Genomic DNA, 26,626 nt, shown 5'->3' with positions numbered 1-26,626 from the left:
GGAGCGGAAATCCGTTGGAAGAGACAAAATGATAATTATAAAAAAGAGGCGATACTGATGAGGAAAACGAAAATTGTTTGCACAATCGGGCCGGCGAGCGAGTCGCCTGAAATACTGGAAAAGCTCATTGATGCAGGGATGAATGTAGCTCGCCTGAATTTTTCGCATGGCAACCATGAGGAACATAAGGCCCGGATCCGGAATATTAGAGAAGCGGCACGCCGGAAAGGGAAAATTGTCGGTATTTTACTCGATACGAAGGGGCCGGAAATCCGTACCCATACGATGTTGGATGGCCGGTTAGATCTGGTCGCAGGCCAATCGATCGCTATTTCGATGAAAGAGGTTGTCGGCAATGACGATGTCTTTTCCATCACTTATGATAAATTGATCGAAGATGTCGATAAAGGCTCACTCATTTTATTGGATGACGGTTTGATTCAATTGAAAGTGACCAGTAAAGATGAAGAACAAGGTTTGATCCACACCACGATCATCAATTCAGGTGAATTAAAGAACAACAAAGGTGTCAATGTTCCGGGCGTGTCCGTCCAACTTCCGGGGATGACGGAAAAGGATGCGGAAGATATTCTGTTCGGCATCCGGGAAGGTGTCGATTTCATCGCTGCGTCCTTCGTCCGACGTGCTTCCGATGTCATGGAAATCCGTGCCCTCCTGGAACATAATGGCGGTTCGCATCTGCAAATTGTCCCGAAGATTGAAAACCAGGAAGGCGTCGATAACCTGGATGAAATCATCAGCCTTTCGGACGGATTAATGGTGGCCCGCGGCGATCTCGGCGTTGAAATACCGGCGGAAGAAGTGCCGCTTGTCCAAAAACAGATGATCGAAAAATGCAACCAAGCCGGCAAGCCTGTCATTACGGCGACGCAGATGCTGGACTCGATGCAACGGAATCCACGGCCGACCCGTGCAGAGGCGAGCGATGTCGCCAACGCCATTTTGGACGGTTCTGATGCGATCATGCTGTCGGGTGAAACGGCAGCAGGCCTTTATCCGGTGGAATCCGTCGCGACGATGGACCGGATTGCCCGGACGGCGGAAAATTCGATCGATTATCATAAGGTCGTTTCCACAAGAAGAAGAGAAAAGCAAGGGAATATGACGGAGGCGATCGGACAAGCCGCCGCCTATACAGCGATCAACTTGAAGGTGAAAGCGGTGTTGGCCCCGACTGAAAGTGGAAACACCGCCAAAATGATTGCCAAATATCGCCCGGGATGCCCGGTCATCGCAGTGACGTCTTCTGAAAACTGCGCTAAGAAATTGACCCTCGTCTGGGGAGTCTATCCGATTGTCGGAGGCAGATCCTCTTCGATAGATGGAATATTGGAAGAATCCGTAGAAGAAAGTGTAAAACATCAATACGTGAGTCATGGAGATGTTGTCATTATCACGGCGGGTGTTCCAGTAGGAGAAGCAGGATCCACCAACCTGATGAAGATCCACATCATCGGTGACATGCTCGCAAAAGGCCAAGGGATCGGCAGAACGGTGGCGTACGGAAAAGTCGTCGTCGCAAAAAATGCCGAAGAAGCGATGGCGTATGATACAGAAGGCGCCATCCTTGTCACCGTTGCCACCGATCGGGAGATGATGCCTGCCATCGAGAAGTGTGCAGGTTTGATCACAGAAGAAGGTGGTTTGACAAGCCATGGGGCTGTAGTCGGCCTCAGCCTCGGCATCCCGGTCATCGTCGGTGTGGAGAACGCGACGAACGTTATCCGCCAGGGCTATGAAGTGACGATGGATGCGGAAACCGGCGTTATTTACAACGGTCACGCAAGTGTTCTTTGATTTTATAAATGAATGATAAGCAGTTATTCGTGGCTGTTCCCGTGCAAGAGGGAACAGCCTTTTTAGGAAGGTGTTCAATATGAAATGGCTCGTCTTTGCATTGATTGCGGTGCCAACCGCGGAATTGGCCCTATTAATATATTCCGGAAAAACAATAGGCTTGTTACCGACCGTCGCAATCATTCTGATTACCGGGATAGGGGGCGCCACCCTCGCAAAAAAACAAGGGATGAAAGCGTGGACTGATCTGAATCGGCGAATCGCCACGATGGAAACCCCCGGCAATGCGGTGATCGACAGTGTTTGTATCTTCATTGGCGGATTGCTCTTGCTGACGCCCGGATTCATTACCGATTTGGCCGGATTCCTTTTGCTGTTCAATGGTCCTCGGAACTGGCTCCGCCCCCATATTCATAAGTGGATCTATAAGAAGATGAAAAATGGAACTATTCGGATGCTGTGAAAAATGGATGGCTTTTCACCTTGATGGCTGCAAACAGGAAAAACGGCGTCAGCAGGATTCCAGGAAGCCCGAGAAGGTAAAAAGCACTGATCGTAATGAAAAAGGCATGAACCGGTTTCACTGCAAAAGTGGACGCCCACATATACGATTCCGCCATTTGACGGGTTGTCATCGCAAGCAGATAAAGCAATATTAACGCTATCCCAATATAAAGATTCTCGGTGTAAAAGAAGAAAGCGGCCATTGGCAATAGAAATACGCCGATGCCCAGGAACGGCAAGCTATCCACCAAGGAGATGAGAAAAGCGTTGCCGACAGGCGCTTCAAAGCGAAGGAAGAAAAATCCGATCGTGAGGGTGACAAATGTGATGAAGAATAGACGGGCTTCCACGAAGACAAACGTTCCGATCAATTTACCGCCATCTTCAAAAAAAGCTTTCGCTTTTTTGCGTGTCCGGGAAGGGAAATAGACTAAAAACCAGAACCGGTCTTTTCCCGATTCCCGCAACGCGAAAAAATACGCAACGAGGAAAATGAAAATGCTGAGCAAGTGTTGAAAAAGCGTGCTCAACGTCGTGACGACATACTCCAAAATCGCCTGTCCATATTCTATGACTGTCGTCTCCAAAAAGTGGAAGAGCTTGCCTGTAATATCTGTGTTTTTTGTGTACGGCGCGATGTGGCGTTCGATTGTCGGGATAGTCTCCAGCAAGCCGTGGACGGCCATATACAAGAACGCTGCAATCATGCAGAGCATGCTAGCCATGATAAGCAATGTGGCGATCGTAAGGGGGAGTTTGGTGATGGACCGGATGAGCACCACCATCGGGGCTGTAAAATAGGCAAGGATGACTGCGATAGCGGCAGGTGGAACTGCAAAAAGGACGGCGACTGTGAAAATTACAGGGAGCCAGCCGACCAATATCTTCTGGATTACTCTTTGTTTTTCGTGCTTTAGTGGCATATTTCCACTCCTCGGACAAGATGGAAAAACAAAAACAAGCGTTTCCATTCACAAAACCGTCGAAATTGATTATAATAGTTCTTGTAAGCGTTTTTAACTGAATTCTGTCAGAACTTCTCGGCCGCCAAACGTGGCGAAGTGAATGCAAAAGCGCAGTCATTTCAATGGAGTTCAATATCGGCTGAATCCAGTAAAAACCTCCGGCGAATGCCACGGATTTTGAAAAGAGGCAATTGTACCTGCCCATTCAAAATCTGGATGCAATTACGCCGAAGCGTAATTGAGTTAACAGCTGGTATATAAAAAGGGGAGCCGTCAGTCGGTCATTTTGCTTGGGGGACGATGGACGGCTACAAGAGAAGGAGCGATTTACATGACAACAACCAAAGGGTTGGAGGGAGTCGTAGCGACACAGTCCGCCATCAGTTCCATCATTGATGACACACTTACATATGTCGGCTATGACATTGATGATTTAGCAAACAACGCTAGCTTCGAAGAGGTTATTTACCTACTTTGGCACCAACGTCTACCGAAAGCTGACGAGCTGGCAGAACTGAAACAACAATTGGCAGACAATATGGCGGTACCTCAAGGGGTGCTCGACCAGTTCAAAATGTATCCAATCGATCAAGTCCATCCGATGTCCGCGTTACGCACAGCGGTGTCTTCCCTTGGACTATATGATGAAAAAGCGGAAGATATGTCCGAAGAGGCGAACTATGAGAAGGCTATTAAACTTCAGGCGAAAGTGGCTACGATCGTAACAGCGTTCTCGCGCATCCGTAAAGGATTGGAACCAATTGCACCGAAGCCGGAACTGGGCTATGCTGCAAACTTCCTGTACATGCTTAACGGGGAAGAGCCGGAAGCGATTGCGATCGAAGCATTCGACAAAGCGCTAGTCCTTCATGCAGACCATGAATTGAACGCATCCACATTCACTGCACGTGTTTGTGTTGCAACACTTTCCGATATCTATTCCGGCGTCACAGCTGCAATCGGCGCTCTAAAAGGGCCACTGCACGGAGGAGCCAACGAGCAAGTGATGAAAATGTTGATGGAAATCGGCGAAGAGGAAAAAGTGGAATCCTATATCCGAGAAAAACTGGATAATAAAGAGAAAATCATGGGATTCGGCCACCGGGTATACCGTAAAGGGGACCCGCGCGCCAAACACCTTCGCGAAATGTCGAAACGCCTTACAGCGTTGCGGGGCGAAGAGAAATGGTACAATATGTCTGAGAAGATTGAAGGCATTGTAACAGGCGAGAAGAAGTTGCCACCGAACGTGGACTTCTACTCCGCTTCCGTCTATCATTCCCTCGGCATCGACCACGATCTGTTCACGCCGATCTTCGCAGTATCCCGGTTCTCCGGCTGGATTGCGCATATCCTTGAACAGTATTCAAACAACCGTTTGATCCGCCCGCGTGCCGAGTATGTGGGACCGGGAATGCAAAAGTATGTACCAATCGACCAACGTTGAGTATAATTAATACAGAGGGGCGGCATACTTGTATGTCTGCCCTATGATTTTGAAAGTAGGAGGAATTTCTCAATGGCAAAAATTACAGTAACAGACGGTGTTTTAAACGTTCCGGATCACGCAACGATCCCTTACATCATCGGTGATGGGACAGGTCCGGATATTTGGCATGCCGCTTCACGTGTACTAGAAGCCGCAGTGGAAAAAGCGTACAATGGCGAAAAGAAAATAGAGTGGAAAGAAGTTCTTGCGGGTGAAAAAGCATTCAACGAAACAGGCAACTGGCTTCCAGATGAAACACTTGAAACGATCAAAGAGTATTTGATCGCGATCAAAGGACCTCTAACAACTCCAATCGGCGGCGGCTTCCGTTCATTGAACGTTGCACTGCGCCAAGAGCTTGACCTCTACACTTGCTTGCGTCCAGTACGTTATTTCGAAGGGGTTCCTTCTCCTGTCAAACGTCCGGAAGACTGCGACATGGTCATCTTCCGTGAAAATACAGAAGATATCTACGCAGGCATCGAATATCAAGAAGGCTCTGACGAAGTGAAAAAATTGATCTCCTTCTTGCAAAACGAAATGGGCGTCAACAAAATCCGTTTCCCAGAAACTTCAGGGATCGGTATCAAACCGGTTTCCGAAGAAGGTACAAAACGCCTTGTCCGCGGTGCGCTTAACTACATCATCAAAGAAGGCCGCAAATCATTGACTCTTGTACACAAAGGGAACATCATGAAATTCACGGAAGGCGCTTTTGCCAACTGGGGTTACGAAGTTGCCGAGGAAGAGTTCGGCGACAAAGTGTTCACTTGGAGACAATACGATAAAATCAAAGAAGCAGAAGGCACAGAGGCTGCGAATAAAGCACAATCCGATGCCGAAGCTGCTGGCAAAATCATCGTAAAAGATGCGATTGCAGATATCTTCCTACAACAAATCTTGACTCGTCCGAAAGAGTTTGACGTCGTTGCAACGATGAACTTGAACGGTGACTATGTTTCCGATGCACTTGCAGCACAAGTCGGCGGAATCGGAATCGCACCAGGAGCGAACATCAACTACTTGACAGGTCACGCAATTTTCGAAGCGACTCATGGTACAGCTCCGAAATATGCTGGTCTTGATAAAGTGAACCCGTCTTCTGTCATCCTTTCCGGTGTTATGATGCTTGAACACCTTGGATGGAACGAAGCGGCAAACATGATCACAGCTTCTATCGAAAAAACAATCGCGTCCAAAGTTGTCACATATGACTTCGCACGTCTCATGGACGGTGCAACTGAAGTGAAAACTTCCGAGTTTGCGGATGAATTGATCAAAAACCTTTAATTACATCATGATTGAAACTCAGTAAAGTAGGTTATACCGTTAGTAAAGCGTTCTTTAGTTCCATGGATGCTGGAAAAGGTACCTAGTTTTCAGCAGGGATTTCAGATCGGGCTAGGGAGCGGGATTTTCGCTCTCCGCTATCTGGAACTCCCTGCTGTTTTTCATTCCCACCTCCGGCGTCGTTGCCGGTGCATAATTCACCAGGGCTGGCCATGGCTGTCCATCAATTGCTTGGTCGGCACCCTTGAAAAGGAGAGTTATCTCATGACAATGAAACGTAAGAAAGTCTCAGTGATCGGTTCAGGCTTTACCGGTGCGACAACCGCATTCCTTTTAGCTCAAAAAGAACTCTGCGATGTAGTGCTCGTCGATATCCCCGCAATGGAAAATCCGACAAAAGGAAAGGCGCTCGATATGCTGGAAGCGAGCCCGGTCCAAGGTTTCGATGCGAATATCATCGGGACTTCCGATTATGCGGATACAAAGGATTCGGATCTCGTGATCATCACAGCGGGAATTGCACGTAAACCGGGTATGAGCCGCGATGACCTTGTTCAAACCAATCAAAAAGTCATGAAAGCTGTAACAGGGGAAGTCGTCCAATATTCTCCAAATACCACTATCCTTGTGTTGACAAACCCGGTGGATGCGATGACTTATACCGTTTTCAAAGAATCCGGCTTCCCGAAAGAGCGCGTCATCGGACAATCCGGTGTATTGGATACGGCTCGTTTCCGGACGTTTGTAGCGCAGGAATTGAATCTCTCTGTTAAAGACGTGACCGGCTTCGTCCTAGGCGGCCATGGGGACGACATGGTGCCGCTTGTACGTTATTCCTATGCTGGCGGGATTCCGTTGGAGACATTGATCCCAGCAGATCGTCTGGAAGCGATTGTGGACCGGACACGAAAAGGCGGAGCGGAAATCGTCAACCTTCTCGGCAACGGGTCTGCATATTACGCTCCTGCCGCTTCCTTAGTGGAAATGGCGGAAGCGATCTTGAAAGACCAAAAACGGGTCATTCCTTCCATTGCTTATCTGGAAGGTGAATACGGAATGGATGGCATCTACCTAGGGGTCCCGACCGTCCTCGGCGCCGGCGGTATCGAAAAAGTCATCGAGCTGGAATTGACGGAAGATGAAAAAGCAGCACTTGCAAAGTCAGCAGACTCTGTAAGAGCCGTCATGAAAGTTCTGGAATAACCTAACCCAATCGAGTAGCTATCCGCTACTCGATTTTTATTTTAAAAAAAGGCCTTCCTGGCCATATTCAAAACCGACAAGCCGGCATGGCTCGATTTTCAGACTGATAATTGATACACTTAGTAAAGTACAGTTAAAGGGGGAAAAGAGTTGATATTAGGGAAGACGCGCCGGATTGGTAGAAAAATTGAGGATATTTCAGTCGGGGAAAAGTTGAAACTGACTGAAAAAATCGAAGATAAGGATCTGCTGCTCTATCTTGGATTGACGAATGATGGCAATCCGCTCTATATTCAACATGATTTCGCTTCACAAACCATTTATGAAAAACCGATCGTGCCGACGGTCATGTTGACCGGCATCGTCACTTCCGCTGTTTCAAAATACTTGCCCGGGCCGGGTTCCCATATAGTCGAGCAACATCTGCTCTTCCCGAAACCGGTCCATCATTACGCAACAATCGATTTTTTGCTGGAAGTCAACCAAGTCGATTTGGATGAGAATACAATCACCATCTCCATTCAGGCTGAAAATGAAGACGGGGATACGGTCATTTCAGGGACGGTCGGCGTCATTCCACCTACGATGGAAGAGAGATTACTATCGCAACCGATAGAGAATATATGACAGGAGAGCGGTTATAAGCATGGAAGCTGCAAACAAGAAGATATTGATTGTGGATGACGAACAACCAATCCGCACTTTATTGGATTACAATCTGAAGCAGTCCAATTATGACACCGTTTCGGCAGCGGATGGAGAAGAGGCAATCTACATGGCCGAAGAAGAGAAGCCCGATTTGATCCTCTTGGATGTCATGCTTCCGAAAATAGACGGCATGGAAGTATGCAAGACACTTAGAAAAAAAGGAATTGAAACACCTATTATCATGTTGACTGCCAAAGGGGATGAATTGGACAAGGTGCTTGGTCTCGAAATCGGGGCAGATGACTATATGACCAAACCCTTCAGCCCGCGGGAAGTGCTGGCGCGGATCAAGGCGGTCTTGCGACGGAGCCGATCGGAGGCTGATTCTTCGGAAGAAGACCAAGTATTGAGCTCCGGTACATTGACCGTCCATCCCCAGCAATACGTTGCTTATTTGGACGGCAAGGAATTGGAATTCACCCCAAAAGAATTCGAACTGCTTGCCTATTTCATGCAGAACAAAAATAACGTCCTATCCCGCGATCAATTACTAAGCGCTGTCTGGAATTATGATTTTGTGGGAGATACCCGGATTGTGGACGTCCATGTGAGTCATTTACGGGAGAAAATCGAAGAAGATACGAAAAAACCTGTTTATATTAAGACGGTCAGAGGAATCGGCTATAAATTCGAGGAGTCCAAAGGAAAATGAAAGATTTGTATTCACGTCTTGTCCTTGCCTATGCGACCCTTCTATCTGTCCTGCTAACTGGTCTCGGAATTGTCCTGGGCCAGTTTTTCGCATTATTTGGAGAAGAGCATGCCGATTTGCAATGGAAGTATTGGACTTTTCTTGTCGTTGTGTTATTTGCGGCCTTTATTCTTTCCTTATTGATGGCAGCTAAAATGATGCGGCAGTACGCGGGCCCGGTCGATCAAATAACGAAGACGGCAAAGCAAATTGCCCGGGGCGATTATTTGGCCCGGACGAGTATCGAAGATGTCACGATGGGAGGTACGCCCCACGACGAACTGGTAGTAGCCATTCATCAAATCGCACGGAATCTTCAAGAAATGTCCATGTCGCGAACGATGGAAAAAGAACGTCTTAACACATTGATTGAAAGTATGGGCAGTGGCTTGCTCATGTTTGGCCGGGAAGGGGCTGTCAATCTTTCAAACCGGGCTTTTGAGCAAACTTTCGGATTCCGGAAAGATGAACTGGTAGGCAAAACATTCAAGTCCCTCAGGTTGCCTTATGACATCGAAAGTTTAATAGAAGACGTTTTCATGACGGAGCAAGTGCAAGAAAAGCAAGTACGCATCGAAGTGGAAGGGAAGATTTCCCACATGAGTGTCTACGGGGCGCCGGTCATCGGGGTTCATGGGAATTGGCTCGGCATCATCGTCGTCATGCATAATATAACGGAACTCGTCAGATTGGAAGAAGTGAGGAAAGACTTCGTTGCGAACGTTTCACATGAGCTCCGGACACCAGTCACATCCATCAAAGGGTTTACGGAAACTTTATTGGACGGCGCCATGATGGACCCGGTTGTCATGAAAGAGTTTTTGACGATCATCCAGAAAGAAAGCGATCGCCTTAATTTGCTCATTCACGACTTGCTGGAATTGTCCGGCGTGGAGAGGGAAGGTTTTTCACTGAACATGCGGTCAGTCCGATTGAAAGACATCATCGATGATGCGTATAAAGCAGTGAGTCCGAACTTGGCCAGAAAGGAAATGTCCCTGCACATTGAAGTTCCTTCCGATTTGATCATGGAAGCGGATGCGGATCGCCTTGTCCAAGTGATGGTCAATTTGTTGACCAACGCCATTAACTATTCCAAGGAGTCGACTACGATCCGTGTCCAGGGAACCGACCTGCAGGACGAGGTGTTGATTGAAGTGAAAGACGAGGGGATCGGCATCCCTTCGACTGAGCTGCCCCGATTATTTGAAAGGTTTTACCGGGTCGATCGGGCGAGAAGCCGAGATTCGGGAGGAACCGGCCTCGGCCTAGCCATCGTGAAGCATCTTGTTGAAGTCCATGAAGGGACAGTGGATGTGACAAGTGAGGTCGGCAAGGGGACGACTTTCCAGGTCCGGATGCCGAAACACCATATGTGAAGGCGGTCTTGAAAAAGGCTGCCGTTTTTTATTGCTTATACGAAACTTTCAATAGGAAAGTTCCGTATAAGGTAGTAATACATAAAAAAGGGGGATTACCTATGAGTACACGTCGAATCCTGTTGACGGTCGGTATGGCGGTGGTCGGGCTCTTCCTGCTCCTCATCGCGTTCACCACTTGGTATACGGTGGATGAATCCGAACAAGCCGTCCTCATTACATTCGGTAAAGCGGATACGACCATTACGGACTCCGGTCTTCACTTCAAATTGCCTTGGCCGATTCAACGGGCGGAAGTCCTTTCCAAAGAGACGTACAGTCTGCAATTCGGATACAAACAAGATCCGAGCGGGGAACTTGTCTCTTTTGATAAAGAAACGAAAATGATTACAGGTGATGAATATATCGTATTGGCCGACCTGGTTGTCCAATGGAAGATCACCGAACCGCAGAAGTATTTATTCAACTCGCAAGATCCCCAAGAGATTCTGGAAGATGCGACTTCCGCTTCCATCCGTTCCGTCATCGGAAGCTCTACGATCGATTCTGCGTTGACGGACGGAAAAGCGGAGATTGAAGCAAACACGCGAGAGTTGCTTGTTTCTCTAATGGAGAAATATGATATAGGCATCGCAGTACAAGGCGTAAAATTGCAAGATGTAGAACTGCCAAATGCGGAAGTCCGGGCAGCTTTCACGGCGGTTACCGATGCGCGGGAAACGAAAGAAACAAAGACCAATGAAGCAGAGAAATATAACAATCAAAAAACAAATGAGGCGATTGGGGAGCGCGATGCTATTAAATCCCGGGCGATCGGTCAAAAGACGGCGCGGATCGAACAGGCACGCGGGGATGTGGCCCTTTTCAATAATCTGTATACGGAGTATGCCAAAAATAAGGAAATCACTCGCCAGCGTCTCGTCATCGAGACATTGGAACAGGTTCTGCCGAAAGCAAAAATTTATATTATGAATGACAACGGGGAAACAGTGAAGTATCTACCGTTGCAGCAACTGGAAAACCAAACCGTACCGCCGGCGGAGACGAACCAGGAAGGAGGCAGCACGAATGGCCAATGACAACAATAGCAATCCTTTCAAAAGCATAGAAGAGAAGTTCAAGGAGCGCCAGCGGCAACAGCAGAAGAAACCGAAGAAAGCCGATTCACCTGATGTTCCTGTCTCCCCGAAATCGCCGCGTAATATGAAGAAGTATGCGAGGCTAGCCGTGTTGTTGACAGCCGTTTTTGCGGTTGTTGTTATCTTGATTGCCAATGTGTACGTTGTCAAACAGGATGAATACCGGGTCGTTCGGCAATTCGGGGAGATTATGCGAATTGACAAAGAACCTGGGATTAAAATGAAAATTCCTTTTATCCAAAATGTGACGACCCTTCCTAAAAGTCAAATGACCTATAACGTTTCGGAAGAGGAAATCACTACGAGGGATAAAAAAAGGGTCATCATTGATAACTATGCCGTTTGGCGAATTACAGACCCTGGCAAAATGATTTCGAACGCACGGAATATCGTCAATGCTGAAATGCGAATGGAGGAGTTCATCTACTCGGTCGTTCGGGCGGAGCTCGGGCAACTCGATTATGTTGATGTTGTCAATGATGAAAACTCATCGCGCGGCAGTTTGAATGACCGGGTGACTGAGAGGGTCAATGACTATTTGAATGAAGGGAACTTCGGGATCGAAGTCGTGGACGTTCGTATGAAACGGATTGACCTTCCGGAAGAGAACGAACAATCGATTTATACACGGATGATTTCCGAACGTCAATCCACAGCTCAAAAGTATCTGTCGGAAGGGGATGCGGATAAGCGGAGAATTGAAGCGGAAACCGACCGGGAGGTTCAGGAAATGCTGGCAAAAGCGAAGAAGGAAGCAGCACTGATCCATGCGGAAGGGGAAGCGGAAGCCGCGAAAATCTATAATGAGGCGTTTTCGAAAGACGCCGAATTCTATAACTTGTATCGCACACTGCAATCGTACTCCAAAACGATCGGTGACGATACAATGATAATTATCCCGGCGGATTCACCATATGCCAAAGTGTTGTCCGGATATATGCAGTAAGCGTAGCTGCGTCATTTTCATTTCATCTGCCGAACATGGTAAGATGGATGAAGATGACGTTTTTTCGATGGATAGGAGTGAGCCATATATGACGAACAAGAAAATCGTGTTGCTGGACGGGAACAGTCTGGCGTACCGGGCATTTTTCGCGTTGCCTTTATTGACCAATGATACGGGGATCCACACAAATGCGGTGTACGGATTCACGATGATGCTGCAGAACATCCTTGCTGACGAGAAACCGACCCATATGCTCGTCGCCTGGGATGCCGGCAAAACGACATTCCGGCATTCGACTTTCAGCGATTATAAAGGGGGGCGCCAAAAAACGCCGCCGGAGCTTTCCGAGCAATTCCCATATTTGCGGAAACTGCTGGAGGCATATAATATTCCTCAGTATGAATTGGATAATTACGAAGCGGATGATATTATCGGGACTTTGAGCAAAACGGATGATCCCGATACGGAAGTGATCGTCATTTCGGGTGATAAGGACTTGACCCAGCTGGCGAATGAAAAGACGACAGTATTCATCACCCGCAAAGGGATGACCGATATTGAGAAATACACACCCGAACATGTCATGGAGAAATACGGCATCGAGCCGCATCAAATCATCGACATGAAAGGGCTGATGGGGGATGCTTCCGACAACATCCCCGGCGTGCCCGGAGTGGGCGAGAAAACGGCGCTGAAGCTATTGAAGGAATATGGCTCCGTCGAAAAAGTCTATGAATCGCTCGATCAGATTACCGCTAAGAAATTGAAAGAGAACCTAACGGAAAATGAAGAGCAGGCGTTCATGAGCAAAGAGCTCGCTACGATCGAGACAGCAGCGCCCATTACGGTCGGTGTGCAAGATTTGACGTATGCAGGTCCCGACATGGAGAAAGTGACTGCCCTTTATCAAGAACTCCAATTTAAAACGCTCCTTGAAAAAATGGACCAGCCGGAAGCCGATCAGCCGGCGACAGCTATTGACGTATCGATTGTCAATGAAATCAATGCGGATGATTTAACTGATGAAATGGCGATCCATCTGGAAATGATGGAAGACAACTATTTGAACGCGAAACTCCTCGGTTTAGCTTTGACCGATGGAGAAAAGATCATGTATATCCCGTACGACAAGGCTAAGGAATCGGCCATTTTGAAGGCATGGCTTGAAGATCCGGAGAAGAAAAAACATACCGCAGATTCCAAAGCCACTTTCGCGGCGTTTGCAAATCATGGGGTGGAAATAGCAGGGATCGATTTTGACCTCCTTCTCGCTACGTACATCGTTAACCCATCGACATCGTATACGGACGTTGCTTCCATTGCCCGCGAGTTCCATTACACGGACATCCAACCGGACGAAGCGGTTTACGGAAAAGGGGCGAAGAAAACAAAGCCTGCGGAGCAATCGATCGCCGAACATGCGGGAAGGAAAGCGAAGGCGGTCTGGAATCTCCATCAGATCGTCGAACAAAAGTTGAAGGACAATGATCAGTTCGATTTGTACCATGAATTGGAACTCCCGCTTGCCCAGATTCTCGGAAAAATGGAATCGACGGGTGTCAAGGTGGATCGGGAAATCCTAGTATCAATCGGTAATGAACTTTCCGCGAAACTGGCTGATTTGGAAAAACTGATCTATGAAATGGCGGGGGAAACCTTCAATATTAATTCACCAAAACAATTGGGTGTCATTTTATTTGAAAAAATGGGGCTGCCGCCTATCAAGAAGACGAAAACCGGTTATTCCACAGCGGCGGATGTCTTGGAGAAGCTGGAAAGCCGGCATGAAATCATCGGACATATCCTCGATTATCGCCAATTGGGTAAATTAAACTCAACTTATATTGAAGGCCTGACGAAAGAAATACATGAAGACGGGAAAATTCATACACGTTTTCAACAGGCACTCACGCAAACAGGCCGTCTCAGCTCCATCAATCCGAATTTGCAGAACATCCCGATCCGGTTGGAAGAGGGAAGGAAAATCCGGGCCGCTTTCGTGCCTTCCGAACCGGGCTGGTATATGTTCGCCGCAGATTATTCCCAGATCGAGCTTCGGGTGCTCGCCCATATGTCACAGGATGAAAAGCTGATCGAAGCTTTCCGGTCGGATGCCGATATCCATACGAAAACGGCGATGGACGTATTCGGAGTTGCGGAGGATGAAGTGGATTCCGATATGCGCCGGGCAGCGAAAGCGGTCAATTTTGGGATTGTGTATGGCATAAGCGATTATGGACTGTCGCAAAGCTTGAATATCACGAGAAAAGAGGCGGGTGATTTCATCGATACGTATTTGGCGAGTTTCCCTGGAGTGAAACGATACATGGATACTAGTGTGAAAGAAGCGAAGCAACAAGGCTATGTCACGACATTGATGAATCGCCGCCGCTATTTGCCGGAAATCACAAGCTCCAATTTCAATTTAAGGAGCTTCGCTGAACGGACTGCGATGAACACACCGATTCAAGGAAGTGCGGCGGATATTATCAAAAAAGCGATGATCGATATGGATGCTCGTTTGGAGGCGGAAGGCTTGAAAACCCGCATGCTCCTGCAAGTGCATGATGAGCTCATTTTCGAAGCACCCGAAGAAGAAATCGAGAAATTGAAAGTGATCGTACCAGAAGTGATGGAATCGGCAATAGAACTAGATGTACCTCTGAAGGTGGATTGGGCGTTCGGTTTATCCTGGTACGAGACAAAGTGACGGAGGGGAAACGATGCCTGAATTGCCGGAAGTCGAAGGGGTCGTCCGCGGACTGGCCCCAGCCGCGATTGGAAGGACAATCCAAGAAGTAATCGTATCGGATACCGTCATCCAATCCAAACAGCTTGGCAAAGAAGCGATTATTAAAGGGATTCCAACCGAAGATTTCGTAGAAAAGCTGGTGGATATGACAATCACTGATGTCATAAGAAGGAGCAAGTATATCTATTTTCAACTAGAAAAAGACGGCAACTCCTGTCTGCTCGTAAGCCATCTCGGCATGTCGGGCGCCTGGTTTGCGGTACGCGATTTAGATGAAATCCAGGAGTCCAAATTCCGTAACCATGTCCATGCCGTCTTCCGGATGGCGGACGATGATCTGCTCGTCTATTCGGATATCCGTCGGTTCGGAGAACTCCGCTTGCTCGGTTGTGAAGCGGATCATCCTCCGCTTTTGAGGATGGCTCCGGAGCCGTTCGACTCGTCTGCCGAGAAGCATTTCCTTGAAATGGCCGACTTGCCGAAATACGCACGGAAACCGATCAAAGAAGTGATTATGGATGGACAAGTTATTTCAGGTTGCGGGAATATTTATGCGACCGAAGCGCTTTTCCGTATGAACATCCATCCTGGGCGGAAAACGGAACGGATTAGCCAGAAGCGCAAACAGGAGCTTTTTCAGGAAGTTGTCCGCATTCTTCAGGAAAGTATCGATGCAGGCGGCAGTTCGATTTCCGATTATCGAAATATTAACGGACAAGCGGGCTCTATGCAAGATCGTTTGAAGATGTACGGTCGGAAAACCTGCCCGGCTTGTGGCGAGACGACGAAAAGTATGAAGATCGCTGGGCGGACATCGGTCTATTGCCCAGCTTGCCAGAAATGATAGGTGGAGGAGGGCTTGGCATGATTATCGGGTTGACTGGAAGTATAGCGAGCGGGAAAAGCACGGTTGCGGCCATGTTGATGAAGAAAGGGTATCCTGTCGTGGATGCGGATGAAATCGCCCGTCTCGTTGTCGAATCTGGAAGTGAAGTGATGCAGGAAATCGAATCACAATTCGGCCGTTCCGTGATTCATTCCGACGGGTCACTGAACCGGGAGAAGATGGGAGAGCTAGTATTCGGGAATGAAGAAGCGAGAAAAAAGTTGAATGGCATCATCCACCCCGCCATCCGGAAAGAGATGCATCGGCAAAAAGACGAGTGGCTTGAAAAAGGGGCGAATACTGTCATTCTTGATATCCCGCTGCTTTTCGAAAGCAAACTCCAGTCCCATGTCGATAAAATCCTAGTCGTCTCAGTGACACCTGAAATCCAGAAAGCACGGTTGATGGAGAGGAATTCATTATCGGAAAAAGAGGCGGAGGCCCGCATCCAATCCCAATTGCCGATTGCACAAAAAGAGCAAGGGGCGGATGCTGTTGTCCATAATAACGGATCTTTGGAAGAGACGGAAAAGCAGCTCGATGAAGTGCTTAATAATTGGAATGCCAGCCTATGAGCGATTCTGAATATTAGAACATCCGTGGAATAGATTCTATTCCTTTGATTCAGAGAAATATGTGTTATACTAATCAGTGGATAAAAATGATAAGTATAACATACATGCAGGAGGATTTTTATACATGACTACTTCTATTGCGATTAATGGCTTCGGACGGATCGGACGGATGGTATTCCGTCAAATGATCATGGAAGAGAGTTTTTCAAAAATCGTGGTAAATGCTTCATATCCACCGGAAACACTTGCACATCTCATCAAATATGATACAACGCACGGCATTTTCGATGGAGATGTTCGCGTGGAAGACGGCGATATCGTAGTAAATGGTAAACATGTGACGCTATTGAGCGAGCGCGATCCATTGAAATTGCCTTGGAAAGAACTCGGAATTGACATCGTAATAGAAGCGACAGGTGTCTTCAATGCACGCGATAAAGCGGCGATGCACCTGGAAGCAGGCGCGAAAAAAGTGATTCTATCAGCCCCTGGTAAAAATGAAGACGTTACGATTGTCATGGGTGTCAACGATGACAAACTAGATATTGAAAAGCATGACGTCATTTCCAATGCCAGCTGCACAACAAACTGCCTTGCGCCGGTCGTCAAAGTATTGAACGACACATTTGGCATTGTGAACGGCTTGATGACAACTGTCCATGCGTACACGAATGACCAGAAGAACTTGGATAACCCGCATAAGGATCTTCGCCGGGCCCGTGCTTGTGCTCAGTCGATCATTCCGACTTCGACAGGTGCTGCGAAAGCATTGTCCCTTGTCCTTCCTGAATTGGAAGGCAAGATCCATGGTATGGCGTTGCGTGTTCCAACACCGAACGTCTCCCTTGTTGACTTGGTGGTCGATCTGGAACAGGATGTCACAGTTGACATGGTCAACGATGCATTCAAGAAAGCGGAAGCTGGCCCATTGGCAGGCATTCTTCGTTTCACAACAGAACCGCTTGTGTCGATCGACTTCAACACAACGACGGAATCTGCCACTATCGATGGTCTTTCCACGATTGTCATGGGAGATCGGAAAGTGAAAGTTCTTGCTTGGTATGATAATGAATGGGGCTACTCCGCTCGCGTTGTCGATTTAGCGAAAAAAGTGGCGAACGAACTAAAAGTGAAAGCAGAAGCGTAATCTTCCTGCACAAAACGTCCCTTGAGTTGGCGCGATCCGACGACAAGGGGCGTTTTTTATTTTCCGTTGGTCAGGGCATGAGGAGATTCATCCATGCCGAGGGATGATTCATTGTCGAATTCTGTTATAATGGACACAAAGCCCATTACAAAGCGGAGGAAAACTACTATGAAATGTCCAGCCTGCCAATACAACGGCACCCGGGTCGTCGATTCCAGGCCTGCGGAAGAGAATCGTTCGATTCGTCGCCGCAGGGAATGTGAAAGCTGTGCTTTCCGGTTTACTACATTTGAAAAAGTGGAAGAGACGCCACTCGTTATAGTGAAAAAAGATGGCTCCCGTGAAGAGTTCAGCGGAAAGAAAGTGCTCCGAGGATTGATCCGGGCTTGTGAAAAAAGGTCTGTGCCATTGGAGGAATTAGAGAAAATCGTATTCTCCATTGAAAAAGAGCTCAGAAGTACCGGCATTTCCGAAATTCCTTCGGAAGATGTCGGAGAGATGGTCATGGAGCGCCTGGCGGATGTGGACGAAGTGGCCTATGTCCGCTTCGCCTCCGTATATCGGCAATATAAGGACATCTCGGTGTTCATCGAGGAATTGAAAAATCTGCAAACACGATCAGAAGAGCAATAACATAGAGGAGGAGAAGGGGGTCCCCTGGCCATGATGCTATACAAAGAATTGCAACCGATTGATACGTACACCATTAAATGTTCGCATCCTTTTTCAGATTACGACCGGCAACTCCTCACCTTGTTTTACCAGCCTTTGATCGGCTCGGATGCGATGAGCCTGTTTCTATTGTTTTGGGCCGACGCAGAACGTGATGATGGACAAGGGTATACCCATTATCGTCTAATGAACTTTTTGACGAAGCCGTTAGGATCCATTTTCGAAGCGAGAATTTCATTGGAAGCAATCGGATTGTTGCGGACATTCCGGAAAGATGGGGACGAGGGAAGGACTTTTCTCTATGAACTGCTCCCTCCGCTCGATGCCCGTTCTTTTTTTTCGGATCCTTTATTATCGACGTTCCTGTTCAGCAAAATCGGCGAACAGGCTTATCGCAACTTGCGCAATCGGTTCCTGGACGACCTCCAAAACGGAGAAGGGTTTGAAGAAGTGTCCAGGACGTTTTTGGATGTCTACACACCTTCCCAGTTCGGGCAGTCCGTCAGCGCAAGCGAAGGAAGCCAGTTCAAAGGAAGAGTGGAGCCAACGGGCGTGCCATTCGGGCAATATGACTTCGATTTCGATCTGCTCCGTGCAGGTCTGTCTGAACAGATGGTGCCGCAATCGGCGCTGTCTCTCGTGTCGCGTGACCTGATCTCCAAATTGGCGTTCCTGTATTCGCTCACCCCGATCGATATGCAGAAAGTGGTCATGATGGCTTTGGATGATAAGCTGCAATTGCCAGAAGACCGGCTTCGTCGGGCAGCTGCCGATTTTTATAAGATGAATGTCTCAAAAGCGGCTCCTGCACTTCAAAAAACATTTGCTTCCCCGGAACCGAAGCCTCAAAATGATTCGGCTTCCAGGGAAGATGATTTGATTTATTATCTGGAAAATACAGCTCCGGTGGACATGCTGCGGCATATCGTCGGAAAAGAGCCATTGGCGGTGAATGTCCAATTGGCAGAACGGCTCATCAATACGCATGGCTTGCCTGTCGGAGTCGTCAATGTCCTGATGCAGTATATCCTTCTGCGGAATGATATGAAGATAACGAATAACTTTGCGGAGCAGATTGCTGCCCATTGGCAAGGGAAAAAGGTGAAGACTGCGAAAGAAGCGATGGAACTATCGCGCAAAGAGCATGACCAATACATGAAATGGCTGAATGACGGAAAGAACACCTCTACCAAAACAAAGAAGAAACCGTCCCGGGAAGAGAAAGTGCCGGAATGGTTTTATAAAAAAGAAGAGGGACAGCAAGAGAAACCAGCCCCGACGAATCCGGATCTGGATGCGGAACGGCGCAGATTGCTTGAAGAATTAGGGGTAACCGAAAAAGGGGTGAATTGAAATGGAACGGATAGGAGAGACGATGAAACGGGTCGTCAATGCGCCGAAATTTGCGAAACACTACGAAGAGCTACGCAATGAAGTGATGGAAAATCAGGGCGTGCAAGATTTCCTGTCGGAACATGCGGATGCAGTCGACAAGGGAATCGTTGACAGAGGGCTCGGAAAATTATATGAATATGCGGGCGCTTCACATGGATGTGACAAATGCCCCGACCTCGATAATTGTATAAACATCATGAAAGGCTATGAGCCATTGCTGACACTGTCTCGCGGACTTATTGATGTTGATTATAAGAAGTGTCCTAGCAAAGTGAAGGACGATGCGGTTCGGAATGTATCCAAAATGGTGCGAAGCTATTATATGCCGAAAGACGTCATGGAAGCCAAATTGCAGAATATCGATATTTTTTACGATGATAGCCGGGTGACAGCGGTCCGGGCGGCCAAAGATTTCCTGAACGCCTTGGACGAGACCGGGAAATTGCCGGAGCGTGGGCTTTATATATACGGTCCATTCGGCATCGGGAAATCGTATATCCTTGGCGCATTAGCCAACGAATTGGCGACCCGATCGATCCGGACAGTCGCCGTCTACGTTCCGGAGTTTTTAAGAGAAGTGAAACAATCGATCCAAGACCAGTCATTCAATGAAAAGATCGACTTCGTCAAACAGGCCCAAGTCCTTATGCTTGATGACATCGGGGCAGAAACGATGTCCGCCTGGACGCGTGATGAAGTGCTAGGCACCATCCTCCAGTTCAGGATGGCGGAACAGCTGCCGACATTTTTCACTTCCAATTTCAGTTATCAGGAGCTGGAACACCATTTGACCTATTCCCAGCGAGGGGAAAAGGAAGTGGTGAAAGCGGCAAGGGTCATGGAACGCATTCGCATGATCAGCCAACCTGTGAAACTGGACGGTAAAAATAGGCGGAACTAGATGAGATGTTCGCATAGGGGTTGCAATTATTTCGACAAAGGCGTATACTCTTTTTTGATTCATACTAAAAAAGCGTTGAAAAGGACAACAATCGATTGAATTCGACCACCAGAGAACGGGGCCATTGGCTGGAAGCCCTGCAGGAACGAAAGTCGATTTACCACCTTTGAGCAGCGATGGCGACTCCATTGGATAGCCATCGACGGAACCGGCCCGTTAGCCGTTGCAAAGCTTCATCTTTTCGGAATGTTTCCGAAAGGAAGGAAGAAGGGTGGAACCACGAGCGACAGCTTCGTCCCTTTCCAGGGATGGGGCTTTTTTTGTTTTTCATTTAAAAAGGAGAGTGCGAAAAAATGGCAGACATTAAGTTGAAATTTCCAGACGGCGCGGTTAAGGAGTTTCCGCAAGGGACTACAACTGAAGACGTTGCGGCGTCCATCAGTCCGGGGTTACGGAAAAGTGCATTGGCCGGTAAACTCGGCGAACAATTAATTGATTTGAAAACACCGATTCAAGAAGATGGGGAGATTGCAATTATCACACCGCAATCCCCGGAAGCATTGGAAATCCTTCGCCACAGTACAGCGCACTTGTTGGCGCAAGCCGTGAAGCGGAAATTCCCAGATGCGCAACTTGGAATCGGACCGGTTATCGAGAATGGATTTTATTATGATATCGATTCCCCGACGCCGATCACTGCGGAGGACTTGCCTGAATTGGAGAAAGAGATGAAGCGGATCATCGGCGAAAATCTCGAGGTTGTCCGGCAGGATGTCTCCCGTGGGGAAGCGGAAGCGCGTTTCAAAGAAATCGGCGATCCGTATAAATTGGAATTGCTCGAAGCGATTCCGGAAGGCGAGCAAGTGTCCATCTATGAGCAAGGCGAATTTTTCGACCTTTGCCGCGGCGTTCACGTTCCATCTACTGGGAAATTAAAAGAGTTTAAATTGCTTAGCATCGCGGGTGCCTACTGGCGTGGGGATTCCAAGAACAAAATGCTGCAACGGATCTATGGAACAGCTTTCTTCAAAAAGGACGAACTGCAAGAGCATTTGCGTTTGCTCGAAGAAGCGAAAGAGCGCGATCACCGGAAAATCGGGAAAGAGCTTGACCTCTTCATGAACTCGCAAAAAGTCGGACAAGGGCTGCCGCTTTGGCTGCCGAAAGGCGCGACGATTCGCCGTGTCATCGAGCGCTATATCGTGGACAAAGAAGAGAAGCTCGGCTACCAGCACGTCTACACACCGGTGCTCGGAAGCAAAGCATTATACGAAACATCCGGTCACTGGGGTCACTATCAAGAAGGCATGTTCCCGGTCATGAGTATGGATAATGAAGATCTTGTCTTGCGTCCGATGAACTGCCCGCATCATATGATGATTTACAAAAACGGCATTCATTCATACCGGAACCTGCCTGTTCGTATTGCGGAATTGGGAATGATGCACCGTTACGAAATGTCGGGAGCACTATCCGGACTGCAGCGGGTTCGGGGGATGACGCTGAACGACGCGCATATCTTCGTCCGACCGGATCAAATTAAAGACGAATTCCGCCGTGTAGTGGAGTTGATCATTGATGTCTATAAAGATTTCGATATTACGGACTATTCATTCCGTCTGTCCTATCGCGATCCAGAGGATACAGAAAAGTATTACGATGACGATGAAATGTGGGAACACGCACAGCGCCTACTGAAAGAAACAATGGACGAAATGGGTGTGGAATACGTGGAAGCGATTGGCGAAGCGGCGTTCTACGGTCCGAAGCTCGACGTCCAAGTGAAAACGGCAATCGGTATGGAAGAAACGCTGTCGACTGCACAACTCGACTTCCTGCAGCCGGAACGTTTCGATCTGACATACGTCGGGGAAGACGGAAAACACCATCGTCCTGTCGTCATCCACCGCGGCGTCGTCTCGACAATGGAGCGTTTCGTGGCATTCCTGATCGAGGAATACAAAGGCGCCTTCCCGACATGGCTCGCACCGGTCCAAGTGGAAGTCATCCCGGTATCGCCTGAAGCGCATTTCGACTATGCAAATGAAGTGCAGGAAAAACTTGTGGCAGCTGGTTTCCGGGTAGACCTCGACAGCCGCGATGAAAAAATCGGCTATAAAATCCGGGAAGCTCAAGTGCAAAAAGTACCGTACATGCTCGTCCTTGGCGACAAGGAAGTGGAATCCGGAGAAGTCAACGTCCGGAAATACGGCGAGCAGAAATCGGAAAGCATGCCGTTTGAAGATTTCCTGGCGAGCTTGAAAGCAGAAGTTAAGAACAACTGATTCATCCGGCTGCCAATTCCATGGAATTGGCAGCCGTCCTAATTTTTAGACCGCTCATAACTTGCGTTCCCGCGCTCATAGCTAGGTTTCGTCGCCCATAACCCGTGTTCCCGCGCCCATAACTAGGTTTCGTCGCCCATAACCCGTGCTCCCGCGCTCATAGCTAGGTTTCGCCGCCCATAACCCGTGTTCCCGCGCCCATAACTAGGTTTCGCCGCCCATAACCCGTGTTCCCGCGCCCATAACTAGGTTTCGTCGCCCATAACCCGTGCTCCCGCGCTCATAGCTAGGTTTCGTCGCCCATAACCCGTGTTCCCGCGCTCATAACTAGGTTTCGCCGCCCATAACCCGTGTTCCCGCGCCCATAACTAGGTTTCGTCGCCCATAACCCGTGCTCCCGCGCTCATAGCTAGGTTTCGCCGCCCATAACCCGTGTTCCCGCGCCCATAACTAGGTTTCGCCGCCCATAACCCGTGTTCCCGCGCCCATAACTAGGTTTCGTCGCCCATAACCCGTGCTCCCGCGCTCATAGCTAGGTTTCGCCGCCCATAACCCGTGTTCCCGCGCCCATAACTAGGTTTCGCCGCCCATAACCCGTGTTCCCGCGCCCATAACTCGGTTTCGTCGCCCATAACCCGTGTTCCCGCGCCCATAACTAGGTTTCGTCGCCCATAACCCGTGCTCCCGCGCTCATAGCTAGGTTTCGTCGCCCATAACCCGTGTTCCCGCGCTCATAACTAGGTTTCGCCGCCCATAACTTGCGTTCCGCGCTCATAGCTAGGTTTTGCCGCCCATAACCCGTGTTCCTGAGCCCATAACTAGGTTTTATCGCTCGTAACTGTGCATCTCACGCCCATAATGCCGCCAGCTATCCGAGTCCATACACAAAAATCATTGAAAAACATTTGACATTCCCTCTACAACATGATAAAGTTATTAAGGTTAGTAATAACTGAATACAGTTTGTGGTATAAGTAGAGGCTACCCGCTTCTCACCTGATCGACGCGCAATGGTTGTTGACAGGTCAGCACATAGTGATCGTGCCGTGCATCCGGATGCACGTACACATACGCGGGTAGACAAAAGTTTTTGTCTACTTTTTTTTATGTCTAGCGTCAGGCAAGCAAGACGCCCGCCGCTCTTCATATTGGATGGACCTGTGGGGCTCCGCCCGAATGGACGGTATACCCAAACCATGTATTCTCGAGACAATATTCGGAGGTGGATTACTATTAGCAAAGACATGTACGTAAATGAAGGCATCCGTGCCCGCGAGCTGCGTTTGATCGATCATAACGGCGACCAGCTTGGAATCAAATCCCGTAACGAAGCGTTGGACATCGCCGCTCGTGCGAATTTGGATCTCGTCCTTGTCGCTCCGCAAGCGAAACCCCCAGTAGCTCGTATCATGGACTATGGGAAATTCAAATTTGAACAGCAGAAGAAAGACCGTGAAGTCCGTAAAAATCAGAAAATCATCCAACTCAAAGAAGTCCGGCTCAGCCCGACAATCGACGAGCATGATTTTCAGACGAAACTTCGCAATGCCATCAAGTTCCTAGAAAAAGGGGACAAGGTGAAAGCGTCGATCCGCTTCCGTGGGCGTGCTATCACGCACAAAGAAATCGGACAACGTGTCCTCGACCGCCTGGCTGAAGCGTGCAAAGACGTGTCAACGGTCGAAGTGAAACCGAAGATGGAAGGCCGGAGCATGTTCCTGATACTTGCCCCGACAGCCGAAAAACAGTAACAACGAAAGATTTAGGAGGAACCGAACATGCCAAAAATGAAAACTCACCGCGGCTCCGCAAAACGTTTCAAAAAAACTGCAACTGGTAAAGTGAAACGCGGCCGTGCTTACACAAGTCACCTTTTCGCAAACAAATCAACGAAAGCAAAACGCCACCTGCGTAAAGCTTCCCTTGTTTCTTCAGGCGACTACAAACGTATTCGTGAAATGATCACATACATGAAATAAGACACCATCAATTGAATTCATTCGAACAGAATACCAGGAGGTAATGAACTATGCCACGCGTAAAAGGTGGAACAGTAACGCGCAAGCGTCGTAATCGAGTATTGAAACTAGCAAAAGGGTACTACGGATCGAAACATAGACTTTACAAAGTTGCCAACCAACAGGTCATGAAATCGTTGAACTACGCATACCGTGACCGCCGTCAACGGAAACGCGACTTCCGTAAACTATGGATCACACGTATCAACGCAGCTGCGCGCATCAACGGCCTTTCTTACAGCACATTGATGCACGGCTTGAAAGTGGCTGGCATCGAAGTTAACCGTAAAATGCTTGCTGATCTTGCGGTAACAGATGCGAATGCATTCGCACAACTTGCGGACACTGCTAAAAAATCAATCGCTAAATAAGATGGATTGAATTGGCCGTCATCCGCTTCGGAACACTCCGAAGCGGGGGCGGCTTTTTGCATTCAGGTCCAGTTCCTTGCGATTTTTTCCTGAATGGCCCCATTCAATCGGAAGACCGTGTAAAATAGAAGAGATGGAAAGCGGGGGATCGGCATGCAGCTCATTTTGCTAATATGGATCATTTTCATGTCCGTATGGGCATTCACGGCGATGGGGGTGGACAAACGGCAAGCCAAACAGCGGGGCCAGCGGGTGCCGGAGCGGAATTTATGGCTCTTGGCCATTGCGGGCGGTGGAATCGGAGCCTATTTCGGGATGCAATTGTTCCGACATAAGACGAGGCATACCGCCTTCCGGATCGGCTTTCTCCTGTTGGCTCTTGTTTACGCAATTGTCATTCTTTTTCTACTCGGTTTCACCTTGCCAGAAAGGCCGGTTTCCACATAAAAAGCCCGTCGCGTCACGGGCTTTTCTTACGAATTCATCAATTGTTCAATCGGATTCTTCCAGCTGATATCCGCTTTTGGATAGTTGGATTCCACTTCGGAAGCCAGAAAGTGAAAGTCGTCTTTAGTGAATCCTTGCAGTTTGGCCTCGTCCTTCACCCAGATGAAGATGGATACGACGTCGATGGAATCGTCTTTGGTCCCTAGGTATTTTTCACCTTCGAACAGCGCACCTTTATAAGTGATGAAAAAGTTTTTCCGGACATTTTTCACATCGTCGTAGAAATAATATTGCTCTGCTTCATAAGCGTCATCGAGTTTCCGTTTCGGATCCGTCAAATACCGGATGCCCCGGTAAAACAAGTAAACGATGAAGGCGATGATGGCAATGCGAATCAATAAAGCCATATCCATTCCCCCTTTGTACATAGGTAGTACTCTCTTATACGGATGTCCAAGCAGTTTGGTTTCAAGATAATATACTTTTTTGGAGGTTTTTTTATGCAATTGCCAAAACTTTTCACAATGCAAAGAGAATTAGATTCATTTATCCAAAGCAACCGAAAAGCCGGTGACGTGTTTGAGGAAAAAGGGTTGGCCCTCCTCGTTGAGCTTGCGGAATTGGCGAATGAAACCCGTTGTTTCAAATTTTGGAGCACGAAAGGACCTTCGGAGCGGGCGGTGATCCTGGAAGAGTATGTGGATTCCATCCATTTCCTCCTTTCGCTTGGAATTGAAAAAGGCTTCGACACGCTTGGCAACTGGCCGAATGAAAGGGTGGAAGGAAGTCTGACGCAACTCTTCCTAAAAACGGCCGCGTCTATTGATAAATTTCTACATGAGTTGACAATGGATCGTTATGAGCAAGTGTGGAGCCATTATGGCGCGATAGCCCGGGAACTAGGTTTTTCCCATGAAGATATCTTATCGGCATACATAGAGAAGAATGAAGAGAATTTTAACAGACAACGGAACGGCTACTAAAAAAATTTAATAGAAAAATTAAAAAATTGATTGACAGAAACACGAAGATAAAAAATAATGGA

25 protein-coding genes are annotated in these 26,626 nt (G+C 48.2%); 23 read left to right on the top strand and 2 right to left on the bottom strand.

The window, feature by feature from the left end; translation table 11 throughout:
- Nucleotides 1-57 precede the first annotated feature (57 nt).
- Both pyk and OXB_RS16285 read left to right on the top strand, forming a co-directional pair.
- Nucleotides 58-1,818 (top strand): pyruvate kinase, encoded by a 1,761-nt coding sequence (pyk, locus tag OXB_RS16290; RefSeq protein ID WP_041075543.1) that lies wholly within the window; start codon nt 58-60, stop codon nt 1,816-1,818.
- A gap of 79 nt (nt 1,819-1,897) precedes the next feature.
- Complete coding sequence (locus OXB_RS16285) at nt 1,898-2,281, top strand: FxsA family protein (protein ID WP_041075541.1); 384 nt, start codon at nt 1,898-1,900, stop codon at nt 2,279-2,281.
- Here OXB_RS16285 and OXB_RS16280 read toward each other — a convergent pair.
- A complete protein-coding gene (locus tag OXB_RS16280) occupies nt 2,265-3,245 on the bottom strand; it encodes an AI-2E family transporter (protein ID WP_052484116.1) in 981 nt (326 codons plus the stop codon). The genes OXB_RS16285 and OXB_RS16280 overlap by 17 nt on opposite strands.
- A 373-nt stretch (nt 3,246-3,618) precedes the next feature.
- On the opposite strand from OXB_RS16280, the gene citZ reads away from it, so the two are divergent.
- The 20 genes from citZ (at nt 3,619) to OXB_RS16180 (ending at nt 25,581) form a co-directional block, all read left to right on the top strand.
- Nucleotides 3,619-4,734: a citrate synthase gene (citZ, locus tag OXB_RS16275; RefSeq protein WP_041075539.1), complete on the top strand. Its 1,116-nt coding sequence runs from the start codon at nt 3,619-3,621 to the stop codon at nt 4,732-4,734.
- A gap of 72 nt (nt 4,735-4,806) precedes the next feature.
- Nucleotides 4,807-6,066, top strand: coding sequence for an NADP-dependent isocitrate dehydrogenase (gene icd / locus OXB_RS16270; RefSeq protein ID WP_041075536.1), 1,260 nt, complete (start codon nt 4,807-4,809; stop codon nt 6,064-6,066).
- A gap of 264 nt (nt 6,067-6,330) precedes the next feature.
- Nucleotides 6,331-7,269, top strand: a complete 939-nt coding sequence (gene mdh, locus OXB_RS16265) for a malate dehydrogenase (RefSeq protein ID WP_041075534.1) — start codon at nt 6,331-6,333, stop codon at nt 7,267-7,269.
- A gap of 150 nt (nt 7,270-7,419) precedes the next feature.
- Nucleotides 7,420-7,896 carry a MaoC/PaaZ C-terminal domain-containing protein gene (locus OXB_RS16260; protein WP_041075532.1) on the top strand — a complete coding sequence of 159 codons (477 nt, stop codon included), beginning with the start codon at nt 7,420-7,422 and terminating at the stop codon, nt 7,894-7,896.
- A 19-nt stretch (nt 7,897-7,915) separates the two neighbouring features.
- Nucleotides 7,916-8,629, top strand: coding sequence for a response regulator transcription factor (locus OXB_RS16255; protein WP_041075530.1), 714 nt, complete (start codon nt 7,916-7,918; stop codon nt 8,627-8,629).
- On the top strand, nt 8,626-10,047 hold the full coding sequence (gene pnpS / locus OXB_RS16250; RefSeq protein ID WP_041075528.1) for a two-component system histidine kinase PnpS: 1,422 nt from the start codon (nt 8,626-8,628) through the stop codon (nt 10,045-10,047). Before OXB_RS16255 ends, pnpS begins: the two co-directional genes overlap by 4 nt.
- Before the next feature lie 101 nt (nt 10,048-10,148).
- Nucleotides 10,149-11,126: an FtsH protease activity modulator HflK gene (gene hflK / locus OXB_RS16245; RefSeq protein WP_041075525.1), complete on the top strand. Its 978-nt coding sequence runs from the start codon at nt 10,149-10,151 to the stop codon at nt 11,124-11,126.
- Nucleotides 11,116-12,132 carry a protease modulator HflC gene (gene hflC, locus OXB_RS16240; protein ID WP_084212517.1) on the top strand — a complete coding sequence of 339 codons (1,017 nt, stop codon included), beginning with the start codon at nt 11,116-11,118 and terminating at the stop codon, nt 12,130-12,132. The genes hflK and hflC overlap by 11 nt, the downstream gene beginning before the upstream one ends.
- An 88-nt stretch (nt 12,133-12,220) precedes the next feature.
- Nucleotides 12,221-14,842: a DNA polymerase I gene (polA, locus tag OXB_RS16235; protein WP_041075523.1), complete on the top strand. Its 2,622-nt coding sequence runs from the start codon at nt 12,221-12,223 to the stop codon at nt 14,840-14,842.
- A gap of 13 nt (nt 14,843-14,855) precedes the next feature.
- Nucleotides 14,856-15,728, top strand: coding sequence for a bifunctional DNA-formamidopyrimidine glycosylase/DNA-(apurinic or apyrimidinic site) lyase (gene mutM / locus OXB_RS16230; RefSeq protein ID WP_041075521.1), 873 nt, complete (start codon nt 14,856-14,858; stop codon nt 15,726-15,728).
- Nucleotides 15,729-15,748: 20 nt separating this feature from the next.
- Entirely contained in the window at nt 15,749-16,345 is a 597-nt protein-coding gene (gene coaE, locus OXB_RS16225; RefSeq protein ID WP_041075519.1) for a dephospho-CoA kinase, read from the top strand.
- Between the two features lie 124 nt (nt 16,346-16,469).
- A complete protein-coding gene (locus tag OXB_RS16220) occupies nt 16,470-17,492 on the top strand; it encodes a glyceraldehyde-3-phosphate dehydrogenase (RefSeq protein ID WP_041075518.1) in 1,023 nt (340 codons plus the stop codon).
- Nucleotides 17,493-17,660: 168 nt separating this feature from the next.
- Nucleotides 17,661-18,125, top strand: a complete 465-nt coding sequence (gene nrdR / locus OXB_RS16215; RefSeq protein ID WP_041075515.1) for a transcriptional regulator NrdR — start codon at nt 17,661-17,663, stop codon at nt 18,123-18,125.
- A gap of 30 nt (nt 18,126-18,155) precedes the next feature.
- The gene (locus OXB_RS16210) at nt 18,156-19,517 is read left to right on the top strand and encodes a replication initiation and membrane attachment family protein (RefSeq protein ID WP_041075513.1); all 1,362 of its coding nucleotides are present in this window, start codon (nt 18,156-18,158) and stop codon (nt 19,515-19,517) included.
- 1 nt (nt 19,518) lies between these two features.
- Nucleotides 19,519-20,460: a primosomal protein DnaI gene (gene dnaI, locus OXB_RS16205; protein ID WP_041075511.1), complete on the top strand. Its 942-nt coding sequence runs from the start codon at nt 19,519-19,521 to the stop codon at nt 20,458-20,460.
- 353 nt (nt 20,461-20,813) lie between these two features.
- Nucleotides 20,814-22,745 (top strand): threonine--tRNA ligase, encoded by a 1,932-nt coding sequence (gene thrS, locus OXB_RS16200; RefSeq protein WP_041075509.1) that lies wholly within the window; start codon nt 20,814-20,816, stop codon nt 22,743-22,745.
- A gap of 1,196 nt (nt 22,746-23,941) precedes the next feature.
- Entirely contained in the window at nt 23,942-24,496 is a 555-nt protein-coding gene (infC, locus tag OXB_RS16195) for a translation initiation factor IF-3 (protein ID WP_084212572.1), read from the top strand.
- Nucleotides 24,497-24,523: 27 nt separating this feature from the next.
- Entirely contained in the window at nt 24,524-24,724 is a 201-nt protein-coding gene (gene rpmI, locus OXB_RS16190) for a 50S ribosomal protein L35 (protein WP_041075504.1), read from the top strand.
- Nucleotides 24,725-24,774: 50 nt separating this feature from the next.
- Complete coding sequence (gene rplT / locus OXB_RS16185; RefSeq protein ID WP_041075502.1) at nt 24,775-25,134, top strand: 50S ribosomal protein L20; 360 nt, start codon at nt 24,775-24,777, stop codon at nt 25,132-25,134.
- Nucleotides 25,135-25,287: 153 nt separating this feature from the next.
- Entirely contained in the window at nt 25,288-25,581 is a 294-nt protein-coding gene (locus OXB_RS16180) for a DUF1294 domain-containing protein (protein ID WP_041075500.1), read from the top strand.
- Between the two features lie 26 nt (nt 25,582-25,607).
- Here OXB_RS16180 and OXB_RS16175 read toward each other — a convergent pair whose 3' ends face one another.
- Nucleotides 25,608-25,988: a hypothetical protein gene (locus OXB_RS16175; RefSeq protein ID WP_041075498.1), complete on the bottom strand. Its 381-nt coding sequence runs from the start codon at nt 25,986-25,988 to the stop codon at nt 25,608-25,610.
- A 93-nt stretch (nt 25,989-26,081) separates the two neighbouring features.
- On the opposite strand from OXB_RS16175, the gene OXB_RS16170 reads away from it, so the two are divergent.
- On the top strand, nt 26,082-26,564 hold the full coding sequence (locus tag OXB_RS16170; protein WP_041075496.1) for a dUTP diphosphatase: 483 nt from the start codon (nt 26,082-26,084) through the stop codon (nt 26,562-26,564).
- The last annotated feature ends 62 nt before the right edge of the window (nt 26,565-26,626 follow it).

Source organism: Bacillus sp. OxB-1 (genome assembly GCF_000829195.1).
Lineage (GTDB): Bacteria > Bacillota > Bacilli > Bacillales_A > Planococcaceae > Sporosarcina.
This window is presented reverse-complemented; position numbering and strand designations above follow the sequence as displayed.